We start from the raw sequence: 14,449 nt of genomic DNA, 5'->3' as shown, positions 1-14,449 counted from the left end.
AGGACCCCCATGCCCACGCTCGACCGGCTCCTGCGCGCCCAGACGGCGCAAAGGCCAGATGACCACGCCGTCGTCTTCGGCGACGACACCCTCTCCTTCCGCGAGCTCCACGAGGGCGCCGCCGTCCTCGCCGGCTACCTCCGCACGCTCGGCGTCGCCGCCGACCACCGCGTCGGCGTCCACGTCGAACCGTCACTCGAACTGGTGATCGGTACGTGGGGTGTGGTGCTCTCCGGCGGCGCGTACGTCCCGCTCTCCCCGGAGTACCCCGAGGAGCGGTTGCGCTACATGATCGAGGACAGCGGCGCCCGCATCGTCTTCACCCAGGAACGCTTCCGCGAGCGCGTCACCGAGCTCGCCCCGCCCGGCACCACCGTCGTCACCCTCAAGGACGCCGTCCAGCACGCCTGGCGCACCGCGGGCGAGGAACAGCCGCTCTCTGAAGCCGAGTTGGAGCCGTCCCAGCTCGCGTACGTCATCTACACCTCCGGCTCCACCGGCAAGCCCAAGGGCGTCATGGTCGAGCACCGCTCGATCGTCGCCCAGATGAACTGGATGGCCGCCGAGCACCGGCTCGGCCCCGGCGAGACCGTCGTCCAGAAGACCCCGATGAGCTTCGACGCCGCCCAGTGGGAGATCCTCGCCCCGGCCGTCGGCGCCCGCGTCGCCATGGGCCCGCCCGGCGTCTACCGCGATCCCGAGGGTCTGATCGACACCGTGCGGCGCCACGGCGCCACCATGCTCCAGTGCGTGCCGACCCTGCTCCAGGCCCTCGTCGACACCGAGCGCCTCGGCTCGTGCACCAGCCTGCGCCGGGTCTACTCGGGCGGCGAGATCCTCTCCCGCAACCTCGCCGTCCAGGTCCTCGCCGAGCTGCCCGACGCGGAACTGGTCAACCTGTACGGCCCCACCGAGTGCACCATCAACGCCTCGTCCCACACCGTCGACCGCGCCACCGTCGCCGACGGCCCGGCCGCGATCCCGATCGGCAGACCGGCCCACGAGACCAGCTTCCACATACGTGACGGCGAGCTGTGCATCGGCGGCGTCCAGGTCGCGCGGGGGTACCTGGACCGGCCCGAGCTCACGGCCGAGAAGTTCATCACGAGCGAGACCGGCGAGCGGCTGTACCGTACGGGCGACCTGGCGACGCTGAACGACGACGGCACCGTCCAGTTCGCCGGCCGCGCCGACAACCAGATCAAGCTCCGCGGCTTCCGCGTCGAGCTCGACGAGATCGCGCTCGCCATCGAGAACCACGACTGGGTCAAGAACGCGGCCGTCATCGTCAAGAACGAGCCCCGCACCGGCTTCCAGAACCTGGTCGCCTGCGTCGAGCTCTCCCCGAAGGAAGCCGCCCTGATGGACCAGGGCAACCACGGCGCCCACCACCAGTCCAAGGAGTCCAAGCTCCAGGTCAAGGCGCAGCTGTCCAACGCCGGCACCCTCGACGCGTCCGCGCTCGCCGGCCGCCCGGTCGTCGAACTGCCCGGCCGCACGCCGAGCGAGCGGACCCGCCGCGCCGTCTTCGCCCGCAAGACCTACCGCTTCTACGAGGGCGGCGCGGTCACCCGCGCCGACGTCCTCGGCGCGCTGGCCCGCCGCCCCGAGGGCATCGGCTCGCGCGCGATCGGCACCCTCGCGGCCGCCGACCTGGGCGAGATCCTGCGCTGGTTCGGCCAGTTCCTCAGCGAGGAGCGGCTGCTGCCGAAGTACGGCTACGCCTCGCCGGGCGCGCTGTACGCGACGCAGCTGTACGTGGAGGTGCGCGGCATCGCGGGCCTGGAACCGGGCACGTACTACTACCACCCGGTGCACCACCGGCTGTTCCTGATGCGGGCCGGTACGGCGGAGGGCGAACCGCTGGTCCGCTTCGCCTTCCACGGCAAGTGGGAGGCGATCGAGCCGGTCTACAAGAACAACATCCGCGAGGTCCTGGAGATCGAGACCGGCCACATGGTCGGCCTCTTCGAGGAGATCCTGCCGCCGCTCGGCCTCGACATCCGCCCGCTGCGCGGCGGCGACCCCGACGAGGGCGCGGACCTGGCGGTCTTCGAACTGGTGCCGTACGACGAGGAGTCGGTGTCCGCCCCGGACGTGGACCTGTACGTGCAGGCGCACCCGGAGCGGATCGCGGACCTGGCGGCCGGCCAGTACGCCTACGAGAACGGCGAGCTGGTCCGCGTCGCCGCCGGCCTGGTGGAGAAGAAGCACGTCATCGCGATCAACCAGGCGGTGTACGACCGGGCCTCGCTCGGCATCACGGTGGTCGCCCGCACGGACGGCCCGGACGCCGCCTGGCGCTCGTACATCGACCTCGGCCGCGCCCTGCAGCGGCTCCAGCTCGGCTCGGAGGTCCACGGCCTCGGGTTCATGTCCTCCGGCTACAGCTCGATGTCCGGCAACCCGCTGCCCGCCGCCCGCCGCATGGACGAGCTGCTCGCCGCGGCCGGCCGGCCGACCGGCCCCTCGTACTTCTTCGTCGGCGGCCGGGTCAGCGAGGAGCAGCGGCTCAGCGAGGGCATGTACGAGGATTCCGTCCACATGAAGGGCCCCGCGGAGATGATCCGCGACGACCTGGCGAACCACCTGCCCGACTACATGATCCCCAACCGGGTCGTCGTCCTCGACCGGCTGCCGCTCTCCGCCAACGGCAAGGTCGACGCCAAGGCGCTCGCCGACCTCGCCGTCGTCAACGCCGGCCTGCACGGCCGCCCGCACGTCCTGCCGCGGACCCGCACCGAACAGCGGCTCGCGGAGATCTGGGCGGCGGCGCTGAAGTACGAGGAGGTCGAGGCGGTCTCCGTCCTGGACGACTTCTTCGAGTCGGGCGGCAACTCGCTGATCGCGGTCGCGCTCATCACGAAGATCAACCGCGAGTTCGCGGGCGAGTCGGGCACGGCCGCCGCGCTGCCGCTGCAGATCCTCTTCGAGTGCCCGACCGTCGAGAAGCTCGCCCACCGCGTCGACGGCGCCGCCGCGGCCCCGGCGTCGCGGCTCGTCCGGCTGCACGCGGACGGCGCCCAGTCGCCGGTCTACTGCTGGCCGGGCCTCGGCGGGTACACCATGAACCTCCGCTTCCTGGCGGAGGAGATCGGCATCGACCGCCCCTTCTACGGCGTCCAGGCGCACGGCATCAACCGCGGCGAGACCCCGTACGACACCATCCGCGAGATGGCCGCGGCCGACGTCGCCGCCATCCGGCGCCGCCAGCCCTCCGGCCCGTACACCCTGTGGGGCTACTCCTTCGGCGCGCGCGTCGCCTTCGAGTCGGCGCACCTCCTGGAGGCGGCGGGGGAGCAGGTCGAGCACCTGTTCCTGATCGCGCCGGGCTCGCCCAAGGTGCGCGCGGAGTCGGCGGCCGGCGGGGCCTCGTACGACAACCCGGGCTTCACCCAGATCCTGTACTCGGTCTTCGCGGGCGCGCTCGCGGACGTGCCGGCGACGGACGCGGCCAGTTTCGCGAAGCACGTGACGGTGCAGTTCCCGGCGCTCGACCCGGAGCTGGTCGCCCGGATCATCGCGATCGTCGAGAAGACCTTCGACTTCACGTACACCTTCAAGGAGTTGACCGAGCGTCAGGTTGCCTGCCCGGTCACCATCTTCAAGGCGCAGGGCGACGACTACTCCTTCCTGGAGGGCACGACCGGCTGGTCGACGCGCCCGCCGACGGTGGTGGAGCTGGACGCGGACCACTACAGCCTGCTGCGGGCGCCGGACCTGAAGGAGCTGGTGAAGAAGATCCGCTACCGGCTGGGGAGGTAGCCGGAGGTAGCCCGTTCGGGCGTGGTGTGCGTGCGGGGCGGGGCGCCGACTGCTGTGCTGGTGGTCGGTATCCCGCCCCGCACGCGTCCCTGAGGAGTGCATCATGCCCGTGGTCGTCACCGTCGAGATTCCCGGCATCAGCCGAGAGGTGTACGAGAGCATCAACCAGCAGATCACCAACGCGTCCTGGTGGCCCGCGGAGGGCTTCATCGCCCACTCCGCCGGTCCGGGGGACGGCGGCTGGCGCGTGATCGACTTCTGGGAGTCGGAGGCGGCGTTCCGGGCGTTCATGGAGAAGGCGGCGCCGATCTTCCAGTCGGTCGGGGCGCCGCAGATCACGCCGAAGTTCCACGAGGCGGCGAATGTGATCGTCGGCGGTTAATTCCTTTGCGGGTGGCAGCGGCCGGGCGCCAAGCTGCCTGCCATGACCGCAACCGCCGACCTGACCGCCGACCTGACCGCCGGCCCGGCCGCCGCGCCGGCCGCCGGCGCGGCCGCCGCGCCGACCGCCGACCTCTTCACCGCCGACGGGCGCCTCAGGGCGATCCCGCGCCGGCCCGCCCGCCGCGCCGCCCTGCTCGACCACCTCGCCGCCACGCTCTTCGAGCCGGCCCGCGTCTACAGCGAGCGCGAGGTCAACGAGGCCCTGAAAACCGTGCACGCGGACTTCCCGGCGCTGCGCCGCTACCTGGTGATCGGCGGCCAGCTGGCCCGTACGAAGGACGGTTCGGCCTACCGCCGACAGCAGCAGCCCGAGTCCCCCGCAGGAGCGATCCCCGCCGTCCTGTGATCGCCGCGGCGGTGGCCGGCCTGCTCGCCGGCTACGGCATCGCGATCCCCGTCGGCGCCGTCGGCGCCTACCTGGTCGCCGTCACGGCGCGCGCCGGCTGGCGTACGGGAGCGGGCGCGGCGCTCGGCGTCGCCACCGCCGACGGCGCGTATGCGCTCCTCGCGGTCGCGGGCGGATCGGCCCTCGTGCCCCTGCTCACGCCGGTGATGGCCCCGCTGCGCTGGGCCTCCGCGCTGGTCCTGGTGACCCTTTCCGTACGCGCCGCCCGGACGGCCGTCCGCACCTACCGCACCGGCCGCCTCGCCACCCGTGACGACGGCGCGGCCACCCTGACGCCGGGCCGCGCCTACCTCGCCTTCCTCGGCATCACGCTGCTCAACCCCATGACGGTGATCTACTTCGCCGCCCTGGTCCTCGCCACCGGCCCGGCCGCCCCCGCCACGCCCCTGACGCGCACCGTCTTCGTCCTCGCCGCCCTCCTCGCCTCCGCCACCTGGCAACTCCTCCTCGCCACCGGCGGCACCCTCCTCGCCCGCACCCTGACCGGCCCGCGCGGCAGGCTGGTCACGGCGCTGACGTCGAGCACGCTGATCGTGACCCTGGCCGTCAAGCTGGTGGCGGGGTAGGGGCCCCACCGAGGACCCTCCTGACCCCCGTCCCCGCCACGCCCATATATCCGCGCGGGCGATGAGTTCTGTGTGCGGCTGACGTCTATACCTTCGAGAACAGCGCGCACGACCGAAACACCGAAGAGAACGAGGAACCTCCCATGCGTACCCTCATCACCTCCGCCTTCATCTCCCTCGACGGCGTCGTCGAGGCCCCCGGTGGCGAGCCCGGCTACCGGAACTCCGGGTGGACCTTCAAGCACACCGAGTTCCTGCCCGAGGCGTTCGAGATCAAGGGACGGGAGCAGAAGGAGGCCGCGGCGATGCTGCTCGGGCGGGTGAGTTACGAGGCGTTCAGCGGCGTGTGGCCGGACATGGCGGAGTTCGCCGACTACAAGGTGATGCCGAAGTACGTCGTCTCCACCACCCTCACCGACGACGACCTGGTGGCGAACTGGGGCGAGACCACGATCCTGCGGTCCGTCGACGAGGTCGCCGCGCTGAAGGAGACCGAGGGCGGGCCGATCATCGTGCACGGCAGCGCGTCGCTCAACCAGGCGCTGTCGGACGCGGGGCTCATCGACCGCTACCACCTGCTGGTCTTCCCGCTGCTCCTCGGCGCCGGCAAGCGGCTGTTCAGCACGGCGGACAAGGACGCGCAGAAGCTGACGCTGGCCGAGCACGAGGTGTACGCGAACGGGCTGCAGAAGCAGGTCTGGGACGTGGTGCGGTAACCCGTAACGCTCCTAGCCCTCCGCCGGCCTGATGTTCTGGTTGTGGTGGAACACGTTGTCCGGGTCGTACGTCCGCTTCACCTCGGCCAGCCGGTCGTAGTGCCCGCGGTACGTGGCCCGGACCCGGTCCTGGCCCTCGTCCGCGCCGAGGAAGTTGACGTACGCGCCGCCCATCGAGTGCGGGTGCAGCGCCTCCCAGTAGTTCACCGCCCAGTCGCGGATGCGCTCCGCGTCCGCGGGTTCCGGGCTGATGCCGCCGATCACGCCGGACCAGACCGCGTCCCGGTAGGCCCAGGCCGTGTCCATGGGGCCGGGGCGGTGGGCGGCGCCGTCGACGGGGTAGAGGTGCATCGTCGACAGCTCGGTCGGGATGTTCTCCAGGAAGGTCCGGTGCACGTCGATCGCGCCGTCCGTGATCCGGTCGAAGAAGTCACCGCGCCAGTACCACTGGAGCCCCTTCGGGATCAGCTCGTCGAACATCGACTGGACCGCCGGGTACGGCATCGGCGTCGCGAAGTGGAAGGCGGGCGGGGCCGGTTCGGCGACGTCCGCGAACGCCTTCGACAGGCTCTCCTCGTCCGTCGCGCCCGTGTGGCACCACACCACGCCGCACATCTTCCTGTGGTGGATCTCCTCCGGGAACGGCGGCCCCGGCGGCACGGTCAGCGTCGCGAAGAAGCCGTACAGCTCCTCGTCCGCGGCCGGCAGGTACTCCCGGTACCAGCGCAGCACCGCGCCGATGTGCTGCGGATCCCACAGCGTGACGCCGAGGCCCACGTCGTCCACCGGATGCAGCGCGTACGTGAAGGCCGTCACCACCCCGAAGTTGCCGCCGCCGCCGCGCAACGCCCAGAAGAGATCGGTGTGTTCGTCCGCCGAGGCCCGCACGAACGAGCCGTCGGCGAGGACCACGTCCGCCGCGAGGAGGTTGTCGGCCGTCAGCCCGTACGCCCGGGTCAGATATCCGTGCCCGCCGCCCACGGTCAGCCCGCCGACGCCGGTCGTCGACATGATCCCGGCGGGCGTGGCGAGCCCGTAGCCGTGCGCCTCGTGGTCCAGGTCGCCGAGCCGGCTGCCGCCGCCGACCACCGCCGTCCGGCTCTCCGGATCGACCCGCACCCAGCGCAGCCCCGACAGGTCCAGCATCAGCGCCCCGTCGGCCAGGCAGAGCCCGCCGCCGCTGTGGCCGCCGCCGCGCACCGTCAGGTCCATGCCGGTGTCGCGGGCGTAGCGCACCACGGCCCGTACGTCCGTCGTGTCCGCGCACCGCGCGATCACCGCCGGCCGCCGGTCGATCATCGCGTTGTAGATCGCCCGGGCCTCGTCGTACCCGGCGTCCTGAGGTCCGGTCACCTCGCCGCGCAACAGCTCGCGCAGGCTCTCCACAGCCGTACCGCCCATGACGACTCCTCCAGGGCACCCGGCCGGGCACCCCTGTCAGACGGCCGTGCTACCCCTTCAGTCTCCCTCCCGGCGTGGCACGCCGCCTCCCGGGCCCCGGCCTCGGCATCCTGGCCGGGTGATCGACGGTGAGGGCATGGAAGGCATCCGGGCCTCGGCCCGTGGCTGGCTGACGCTCCAGCTGGCGGCGCTGGGCTTCGTGGGGCTGTGCGGCGCGCTGAAGGCCGGCGGATCGGGGGCCGGGTCCGCGGCTCCCCAGGGCGTGGAGGTGGTGGCGGGCCTCCTGGTCCTGCTCGCACTCCTCGTGGCCTGCCTGGCGGTCTACCTCGTCGGCCGCGTCGCCTGGCCGCACGCGGTGGCCCCGGGTGACACGGAGCGCGCCGCCCGCAACCTGCGCACCGGCCTGATCCTCACCTTCGCCACGGTCCTCCTGACGGCCCTCGCCGCCACCAGCTCCTGGTGGCCCGCCCCGGACACGGGCGCGGGCGAGGCCGAGGTCGAGGTCACGACCTCGGCGGGCACCGTGTGCGGCCGGCTCGCCGCGTCGGGCAGCGGCGCCCTTGCCCTGGCCGTCCACGGCCGCACGGTCGACATCCCGCTCACGGACGTGGTGTCGGTGAACCCGGTCGACGGTTGTGCTCGGTCATGACCCCGCGCACCGACCGCCAGGCCATGACGGACCAGCGCGAGCGGGCCGAAAGCAGCGATCCGACGCTGAGGAAGGATCCGACCGAGCCGATCGAGAACGCGGACCCGACCGACCCGATCGACATGAACGACCCGACGGAGCCGATCGACAGGACGGAGTCCTTCGACCAGAGGGAGAGGAACGAGCGCGGATTTCGGTGACCGTTGGTACCCATGATCGGATCGTAGGCGGGAACGGCGACGGCCCGCTGCCGGAACGGTGTTCCAGGAGCGGGCCGACGCGGCAGGAGCGGAGCCCTCAGAGGACGGCGAGCGCGGCCTCGTAGTTCGGCTCCTGCGAGATCTCGTTGACGAGCTCCGTGTGCAGGACCTTGTCGTTCTCGTCGAGGACGACGACCGCGCGGGCGGTCAGGCCGGCCAGCGCGCCGTCGGCGATCGCGACACCGTAGTCGGTGTGGAACTCGCGGCCGCGGAAGGTGGAGAGGTTCTGCACGTTCTCCAGGCCCTCGGCGCCGCAGAAGCGGGCCTGCGCGAAGGGCAGGTCGGCGGAGATGCAGAGCACGACGGTGTTGTCGAGCTCGGCGGCCTTCGCGTTGAAGGCGCGGACCGACGCGGCGCACGTCGGGGTGTCCACGCTCGGGAAGATGTTGAGGACCTTGCGCTTGCCCGCGAAGTCCTTCAGCGACTTGTCCGCGAGACCCTCGCCGACCAGGGTGAAGGCGGGGGCGTCGGTGCCCTGCGCGGGCAGGACGCCGTCGACCGTTACGGGGTTGCCCTTGAGCGCGACCTGCGCCATGTGGATTCTCCTTCGGGTGGAGTGCGACTGGACTCGTTGTCATCGGCAGCTGCCAACGCCCCCGATCGTATTCCGTCGCCCCACGCGCGGTGGCCCGCCCGCTCGCCCGGTGACGGAAACCGGGGGAGCGGGCGGGCCGGCGGGGCAGGCACGGGCCTTTGCGTCCCCGGCCGCGGGGACCCCGTGCCTACCGGTTCGCGAGCTGCCTGGCGAGGCCCGGGGCCACGGATGCCGTGGCCGCGGCCGCCTCGCAGGCGCACTCCGGCCTGACGGCGTAGCGCGTGAAGCCGGGGAGCTCCTCGGCCCGGCGCAGCCCGCCCTTGTGGAGGGTCACTCCATAGACGTACGGGCCGTCCTCGCGCCAGCACACGAGAGGCGTGCGGTAGACGTCGCCCTCCGGGGTGGTGAACTCGGCGACGTAGCCGTCGGCAGGCAGCATGCGTCACGCCTCCCTGGGCGCGGCGGGCGCGGCCGGCGCGGCGGGAGCGACCTGGAAGAGGTGCCCGTAGTCGGTGATCGTACGGGCGGTCGCGGCGGCGCCCGCGAGGTGCAGGGCGTGCCACAGGACGACCTGGTTGGCGGTCAGCACGTGGAAGCCGAGCTCGGCCTCCAGGCCCTTGATCGTGCCGACGGCGCGGATGCCGTTGCCGGCGACGAGGATCGCCTCGGGGCGGGCGTCGGCGACGGTCGTACGGATCCACTCCGACAGGTTCTGCGGGGTGATCGCGGTCTGCTCGGACGGCAGCCCGACGGGGCCGTGGTGCACGACGCTGAAGCCCTGCGACTCGAAGTACTCCTTGCCCTGAGTGGAGAGCTTGTCGTCGAACCACGGCGGGTTGACGATCGCGATCCGCTCGGCGCCGAGCGCGCGGAAGCCGGCGACGGCGGCCCGGGCGGTGCCGGTGATCGGGATGTCCCGGGTGACGGGCGCGAGCCGCTCGTACAGCGCCCGCTCACCGTCGGCGCCGAGGACGTACGAGGAGCTGGTGAAGCCGAGCACGAGCGCGTGCAGCGGCGAGTCGGCCAGGAGCTTGACGGCGTTGTCGACGGCCGGGGGCTCGACGAACGCCGCGATGGGGTCCTGCGGGATCTTCTCCGCGACCATGTGCCCGCCGGGCAGCATGCCGCCGAAGTCGATGCGGGAGGCGTGCACGGAGACGGCGGCGGGGGAGACCGCCTGGAGCTCGGCCTCGGGGCCGATGTCGGCGGACGGGACGACGATGCCGATGCGGGTGGTGGCGTCCCAGCCGTCGGAGGGGGCTGCGGTGGTCATGTTCGTCGCTCCTCAGCGTGCGGCGTTGACGGTGTCGGCCTCGGCGGCGAGCGAGCCGCCCTGCACGGTCCCGGTGCCGTCGCCGTCCCCGCTGAGGAAGCCGGGGTGCTGGGCCCGCATGCGGGACATGACGAAGTCGTACGGGACGTCGTCGAAGGCGCCGTGGTCCTTCAGGAACTCCATGGCGCCCTTGCCGCTCTCGCTGGAGTGCGGGTGGTAGAGCGAGTCGGCGGTGCCGTCGAACTCGAGGGCGTCCATCCCGTACAGCCGGCAGAGCAGCTTGTTGAAGACGGGCGTGGCCTTGACCCACTTGCCGTCCAGGTAGACCTGGGTGAGGCCGTGGAAGAAGACGTCGCCGCCGATGTGGGCGATGAGCCGCGGGCTGGCGAGGTGGTTGCGGACGTCGCCGTAGACCAGCTTCGACGGGATGCCGAGGGCGCGGACGGCGGCGGCGTACACGATCGACTTGTGCAGGCAGAAGCCCTGGCCGGCCTTGAGGACGCTGGACGCGCGCATCCCCTCGGGGCTGAGGTCGGTGCCGTACACCTCGTAGTCGAGGCCGTCGCGGACGGCGTAGTAGAGCGCGACGGCGTTCTCGCGCCGGTCGGCGGACCGGTCCTTGACGACGGAGTCCACGAAGTTCTGGACCTCGTCGGACTCGTGGTCGAGGAAGGCGGTGTGCCGGGTGAGGGCGTGTACTTCGTCGAGGGCGATGCTCATGGGAGGGGTAGCTCCTGGGTCGCGGTCGAAGTCGGAGTCGGAGAGTCGGCGTCGGAGCCCGAGTCGGAGAGTCGGAGTCAGCGTCCGATTCGGAGAGTCGGAGTCGGAGCCCGAGTCAGAGTCCGAGGAGGGCGGCCATGCGGTTGCGCTGGATCTCGCTGCTGCCCGAGTAGATGGTTCCGGCGACGGAGTTGCGCAGGTCGCGCTCGACGCCGTACTCGGTGAGGACCCCGCGCCCGCCGTGGATCTGGACGGCGGCCAGGGCGGTCTGCACGTTGGCCTCGGAGACGACGATCTTGGTGGCGGCCAGGTCGAGGGAGATGTCCTCGCCGCGCTCGGCCTTGGCGCCGGTGTCGGCGAGCCACTTCGCCGCCGTCTCGACGGCGATGCGCATGTCCACGATCTTGTGGCTGACGGCCTGGTAGCTGCCGATCGGCTGCCCGAACTGGGTCCGCTTGGCCGCGAACGCGAGGACGGTCTCCAGGCGGTGGCGCATCTCGCCGAGGGTGAGGGAGAAGGCGTAGAGGATCTCGCGCTTCATCACGTAGTCGAGGACGAGGAAGCCGCCGCCCTCTGCGCCGACCCGCCGGTCCACCGGCACGCGCAGCTTGTCGAAGGTGAGCCGGCCGATCGGGGAGGTGCGCAGGCCCAGCTTGTCCATGGGCGCGCCGATCTCCAGGCCGGGGGTGTCGCGCTCGACGAGCAGGCAGGTGAGGCCGAAGGGGCCGGGCCTGCCGGTGCGCACGTAGAGGAGGAAGAGGTCCGCGACGGGCGCGTTGGTGATGAACATCTTGCCGCCGTCGACGACGTAGTGGTCGCCCTCGCGGACGGCGGTGGTGGTGATGTTCATGGCGTCGGAGCCGCCGGACTCCTCGGTGATGGCGTGCGCGGTCACGGCCTCGCCGGACAGGATGCGCGGCATGTAGCGGGCCTTCAGCTCCGCCGAGCCGAACTTCTCCAGGGGCGTGGCCAGGGACACGATCTGCGTGGAGGTGGAGAAGGCGATGCCGGCGTCGCGGCAGAGGTAGCCGAGGCCCTCCAGGGCCCGCATGGTCTCGGTGAAGCTGCGCCCGGCGCCGCCGTACTCCTCCTTGAACGGGGTGCGCAGGATGCCGCTGTCCTTGATCGCCTGCCACTTGGTACGGGAGAAGACGGCGTCGGCGTCCAGCTCCGCGAGGTCGGCGTTGAGGATGTCGGCGTACGGGGCGACGAGATCGACGTTCACGGTTTTCCTTTCTGGTACGGGCGGGCTCGGCCGGGCCGCGGTGCGGGGAGGGGAAGGGCGGCCCGGCCGGGCTCGTGGGCGGACTCAGTGCTGGGCGCTGGGCACCGCGGCCTCGTACTGGGAGAAGCCGTCCTCGGAGAGTCTGTGCTTCTCGTTGCCCGTCAGCGGCGGGTTGAAGACCGAGATGAGGTGCAGGTCCTCGTGCTCGGAGGCGATGAGGTAGTGCGGGTCGTGCTCGTCGAGGACGTAGATCGTGCCCTCGGTGATCTTGTAGACGGTGCCGTCCTTGTGCACGACCGCGCCCGAGCCACCGATGCAGTAGCAGGCCTCCAGGTGGTTGCGGTACTGCAGCGCGGAGTTGGTGCCCGCGCGGACCAGGGTCTTGCAGACCGTGAAGCCCATCTTGTCGGCCTCGGTCAGCAGCCGGTGGCTGGTGCCGTTGCCCCACTCGACCGGGGTGACGTCCTCGAGGGTACGGGTGAACATGGCGTAACTCCTTTTGAGAGAAGGGATGTTCAGCGGGATGTGCGGCGAGATGTCCAGCGCGTGTTCAGCGCTGGAGTGGTCGGTGCCTGGCTCAGCCGGCGGTGTGCTTGCGGACCGTCTCGCTGATGGCGTCGATCGAGCGGAAGCTGTCCGGGCTGATCTCGATGTCGTCGACCGGCAGCCCGTAGGTGTTGGCGATGTACTGGATGAGCTTCACGAGGCCGAGGGAGTCGATGACACCGGACTCGATGAGGTCGTAGTCGCCGGTGAGGTCCTCGGCGGTGACGTCCTCGCCCTTGAGGTAGGTGGCGAGCAGGTGGGTGCGGATCTCTCCGGCGATGTCCTGGGTGTCACGCGTGGGGGTCGGGGCGGCGCTCATGCGCTGATCTCCTCCTTGATCTTGTTGCGGTCGGGTTTGCCGGTCGAGGTGCGCGGCAACGGGAGCTCGCTGATGCGGACGGTGGACGGGATCGCGTGCCGGGGCAGGTTCGCCCCGGCGTACGAGCGGAGCTTGAGGGAGCTGAGGGCGGCGCCGGCCCGCCGGGTGACGCGGGCGTGCAGCCGGACGCCGGCCTCGGTGTCGGGGAGGGCGACGACGGCCGCCTCCTCGACGTCGGGGTGCTGGGCGAGGACGGACTCGACCTCCTGGAGGTTGGTGCGCACTCCGCGCACCTTGACCTGCCAGTCGGAACGGCCTTCGAGGGTGTACGTGCCCTCGGCGTCGCGGGTGACGATGTCGCCGGTGCGGTAGAAGACCTGGCGCTGTCCGTCCTCGCTGTCCGGAGCCTCTCGCTCCACGAACACGGCCTGGTTGAGGGACTGTTGGAGATAGCCCTCCGTCTGGAAGGGGGTGCGGACGACGAGTTCGCCGGTGCCCGGGCCGGTCAGCGGCCGGCCGTCGTCGTCGAGGACGTCGGCCTCGACCCCGAGCAGCGGCCGGCCGATCGGGAGCTTGCCCTCGGCGGTGTGCGGGTCGACGGGGTGGATGAAGCTGTCGTTGGTCTCGGTGCACCCGTACACGTTGTGGAAACGTGCATGAGGAAACGATTCTGCGCACTGCTTGAGCAAGCTCTGGGGCATCGCGTCCCCGGTGAACACCACTTCGCGGACCTGCTCGAACGCGGTGGCGCCGGGTTCCTCCGCCTTCCCCTCCGTGAGAAGACGGTGGAGCAGCGGCACGCCCTGGACGAAGGTGACCGAGGCGTCGGCGACGAGACCGCGCAGGTGGGGGCCGTCGGTGGCCTTCGCCCGGTCGACCAGGACCACCCGGGCGCCGGCGCCGAGGAAGGTCCAGACGTCGAGCAGGGCCAGGTCGAAGTTGAGCGGGGCGTAGGACAGCGAGGTGTCCTGGGAGGTGATCCGGAACTCCGCCGTCGCCCAGGCCGCGAAGGCGTCGAAGGCGTCGGTGCCGATCGGCACCAGCTTGGGGGTTCCGGTGGACCCGGAGGTGGTGAGCAGCAGTCGGGTCCGGTCCGGCAGGGGCCGGGCGAAGCCCTCCGCGGCGGTCTCGTCCGCGGGTACCGGCTCGACGATCAGGTCGTGACCGTCGTGGTCGCCGTCGTGGTCACCGTCGTGGTCACGTGTGGCGGCGACGGACAGTCGCGCGGAGACCCGGGCCTGTCGGCAGATCCGGTCCAGCGCGTCCTCGCCGAGTTCCGCCGAGGGGGCGAGGACGACGAGGGATTCGGTGAACGCGGCGAGCATCAGGGCGACGGTCGCCGGGTCCTTGCGGGCGGGGATGCACACCGGCCGGTCGGCCGGCAGGTTCGCGGCGCGGAGCCGCTGTGCCAACTGCGCTGTACGTTCGGCGAGTTGGCCGTAGGTCACCTGCTCCTGGTTGAGCAGCAGGGCCGGTAAGGAGGGGTGCCGCCGGGCGTGCGCGGCAAGGTTTCGGACAAGGCTGGGCGATGGCACGTTTCCCCCGGATGATGTGGAAAAGATGGGCCAAGCGCTGTGCGATTCGGCGAGGTCCCCGATCGCTCTCGATCGGCGCCGCAGCAGAC

16 protein-coding genes are annotated in these 14,449 nt (G+C 71.4%); 7 read left to right on the top strand and 9 right to left on the bottom strand.

Annotated elements, in window-relative coordinates; translation table 11 throughout:
• The first annotated feature begins 9 nt into the window (after positions 1-9).
• The 5 genes from ACIRSU_RS31975 (at position 10) to ACIRSU_RS31955 (ending at position 5,897) form a co-directional block, all read left to right on the top strand.
• A complete protein-coding gene (locus ACIRSU_RS31975) occupies positions 10-3,765 on the top strand; it encodes an amino acid adenylation domain-containing protein (protein ID WP_403799634.1) in 3,756 nt (1,251 codons plus the stop codon).
• Between the two features lie 103 nt (positions 3,766-3,868).
• Positions 3,869-4,147: a hypothetical protein gene (locus tag ACIRSU_RS31970; protein ID WP_403799631.1), complete on the top strand. Its 279-nt coding sequence runs from the start codon at positions 3,869-3,871 to the stop codon at positions 4,145-4,147.
• 42 nt (positions 4,148-4,189) lie between these two features.
• Positions 4,190-4,555 carry a DUF2087 domain-containing protein gene (locus ACIRSU_RS31965; protein ID WP_403799628.1) on the top strand — a complete coding sequence of 122 codons (366 nt, stop codon included), beginning with the start codon at positions 4,190-4,192 and terminating at the stop codon, positions 4,553-4,555.
• Positions 4,552-5,181 carry a LysE family transporter gene (locus tag ACIRSU_RS31960; RefSeq protein ID WP_403799625.1) on the top strand — a complete coding sequence of 210 codons (630 nt, stop codon included), beginning with the start codon at positions 4,552-4,554 and terminating at the stop codon, positions 5,179-5,181. Before ACIRSU_RS31965 ends, ACIRSU_RS31960 begins: the two co-directional genes overlap by 4 nt.
• A gap of 143 nt (positions 5,182-5,324) precedes the next feature.
• A complete protein-coding gene (locus ACIRSU_RS31955) occupies positions 5,325-5,897 on the top strand; it encodes a dihydrofolate reductase family protein (protein ID WP_403799623.1) in 573 nt (190 codons plus the stop codon).
• Between the two features lie 12 nt (positions 5,898-5,909).
• Here ACIRSU_RS31955 and ACIRSU_RS31950 read toward each other — a convergent pair whose 3' ends face one another.
• The gene (locus ACIRSU_RS31950) at positions 5,910-7,298 is read right to left on the bottom strand and encodes an FAD-binding oxidoreductase (protein ID WP_403799620.1); all 1,389 of its coding nucleotides are present in this window, start codon (positions 7,296-7,298) and stop codon (positions 5,910-5,912) included.
• 118 nt (positions 7,299-7,416) lie between these two features.
• Here ACIRSU_RS31950 and ACIRSU_RS31945 point away from each other — a divergent pair, with 118 nt between their 5' ends.
• Both ACIRSU_RS31945 and ACIRSU_RS31940 read left to right on the top strand, forming a co-directional pair.
• A complete protein-coding gene (locus ACIRSU_RS31945; RefSeq protein WP_403799617.1) occupies positions 7,417-7,947 on the top strand; it encodes a hypothetical protein in 531 nt (176 codons plus the stop codon).
• Positions 7,944-8,147, top strand: coding sequence for a hypothetical protein (locus tag ACIRSU_RS31940; protein WP_403799614.1), 204 nt, complete (start codon positions 7,944-7,946; stop codon positions 8,145-8,147). The genes ACIRSU_RS31945 and ACIRSU_RS31940 overlap by 4 nt, the downstream gene beginning before the upstream one ends.
• Positions 8,148-8,244: 97 nt before the next feature.
• Here the strand turns inward: ACIRSU_RS31940 and tpx are convergent, their stop codons facing one another.
• The 8 genes from tpx to ACIRSU_RS31900 form a co-directional block, all read right to left on the bottom strand.
• Positions 8,245-8,742 carry a thiol peroxidase gene (gene tpx / locus ACIRSU_RS31935; protein WP_403799612.1) on the bottom strand — a complete coding sequence of 166 codons (498 nt, stop codon included), beginning with the start codon at positions 8,740-8,742 and terminating at the stop codon, positions 8,245-8,247.
• A gap of 187 nt (positions 8,743-8,929) precedes the next feature.
• Entirely contained in the window at positions 8,930-9,181 is a 252-nt protein-coding gene (locus ACIRSU_RS31930; protein ID WP_403799609.1) for a DUF6253 family protein, read from the bottom strand.
• Between the two features lie 3 nt (positions 9,182-9,184).
• On the bottom strand, positions 9,185-10,015 hold the full coding sequence (locus ACIRSU_RS31925) for a maleate cis-trans isomerase (RefSeq protein WP_403799606.1): 831 nt from the start codon (positions 10,013-10,015) through the stop codon (positions 9,185-9,187).
• A 12-nt stretch (positions 10,016-10,027) separates the two neighbouring features.
• Positions 10,028-10,735 carry a transglutaminase family protein gene (locus ACIRSU_RS31920; protein WP_403799603.1) on the bottom strand — a complete coding sequence of 236 codons (708 nt, stop codon included), beginning with the start codon at positions 10,733-10,735 and terminating at the stop codon, positions 10,028-10,030.
• A 115-nt stretch (positions 10,736-10,850) separates the two neighbouring features.
• A complete protein-coding gene (locus ACIRSU_RS31915; protein WP_403799600.1) occupies positions 10,851-11,960 on the bottom strand; it encodes an acyl-CoA dehydrogenase family protein in 1,110 nt (369 codons plus the stop codon).
• An 84-nt stretch (positions 11,961-12,044) separates the two neighbouring features.
• The gene (locus tag ACIRSU_RS31910) at positions 12,045-12,446 is read right to left on the bottom strand and encodes an ectoine synthase (RefSeq protein ID WP_403799597.1); all 402 of its coding nucleotides are present in this window, start codon (positions 12,444-12,446) and stop codon (positions 12,045-12,047) included.
• A gap of 91 nt (positions 12,447-12,537) precedes the next feature.
• Positions 12,538-12,825 (bottom strand): acyl carrier protein, encoded by a 288-nt coding sequence (locus ACIRSU_RS31905; RefSeq protein WP_403799595.1) that lies wholly within the window; start codon positions 12,823-12,825, stop codon positions 12,538-12,540.
• Positions 12,822-14,360 carry a class I adenylate-forming enzyme family protein gene (locus ACIRSU_RS31900; RefSeq protein ID WP_403799592.1) on the bottom strand — a complete coding sequence of 513 codons (1,539 nt, stop codon included), beginning with the start codon at positions 14,358-14,360 and terminating at the stop codon, positions 12,822-12,824. Before ACIRSU_RS31900 ends, ACIRSU_RS31905 begins: the two co-directional genes overlap by 4 nt.
• Positions 14,361-14,449: the final 89 nt, after the last annotated feature.

The organism is Streptomyces sp. NPDC101160 (assembly GCF_044768205.1).
GTDB lineage: Bacteria > Actinomycetota > Actinomycetes > Streptomycetales > Streptomycetaceae > Streptomyces.
Note: the sequence above shows the minus strand (reverse complement) of the source record. Positions and strands in the feature narration are given on the sequence as shown.

Excerpts from the sequence above, each read along its gene's own strand:
- ACIRSU_RS31950 (WP_403799620.1), bottom strand. The coding sequence starts at position 7,298 with ATGGGCGGTACGGCTGTGGAGAGCCTGCGCGAGCTGTTGCGCGGCGAG.
- tpx (WP_403799612.1), bottom strand. The coding sequence starts at position 8,742 with ATGGCGCAGGTCGCGCTCAAGGGCAACCCCGTAACGGTCGACGGCGTC.
- ACIRSU_RS31965 (WP_403799628.1), top strand. The coding sequence starts at position 4,190 with ATGACCGCAACCGCCGACCTGACCGCCGACCTGACCGCCGGCCCGGCC.
- ACIRSU_RS31920 (WP_403799603.1), bottom strand. The coding sequence starts at position 10,735 with ATGAGCATCGCCCTCGACGAAGTACACGCCCTCACCCGGCACACCGCC.
- ACIRSU_RS31925 (WP_403799606.1), bottom strand. The coding sequence starts at position 10,015 with ATGACCACCGCAGCCCCCTCCGACGGCTGGGACGCCACCACCCGCATC.
- ACIRSU_RS31905 (WP_403799595.1), bottom strand. The coding sequence starts at position 12,825 with ATGAGCGCCGCCCCGACCCCCACGCGTGACACCCAGGACATCGCCGGA.
- ACIRSU_RS31910 (WP_403799597.1), bottom strand. The coding sequence starts at position 12,446 with ATGTTCACCCGTACCCTCGAGGACGTCACCCCGGTCGAGTGGGGCAAC.
- ACIRSU_RS31970 (WP_403799631.1), top strand. The coding sequence starts at position 3,869 with ATGCCCGTGGTCGTCACCGTCGAGATTCCCGGCATCAGCCGAGAGGTG.
- ACIRSU_RS31930 (WP_403799609.1), bottom strand. The coding sequence starts at position 9,181 with ATGCTGCCTGCCGACGGCTACGTCGCCGAGTTCACCACCCCGGAGGGC.
- ACIRSU_RS31975 (WP_403799634.1), top strand. The coding sequence starts at position 10 with ATGCCCACGCTCGACCGGCTCCTGCGCGCCCAGACGGCGCAAAGGCCA.
- ACIRSU_RS31940 (WP_403799614.1), top strand. The coding sequence starts at position 7,944 with ATGACCCCGCGCACCGACCGCCAGGCCATGACGGACCAGCGCGAGCGG.
- ACIRSU_RS31955 (WP_403799623.1), top strand. The coding sequence starts at position 5,325 with ATGCGTACCCTCATCACCTCCGCCTTCATCTCCCTCGACGGCGTCGTC.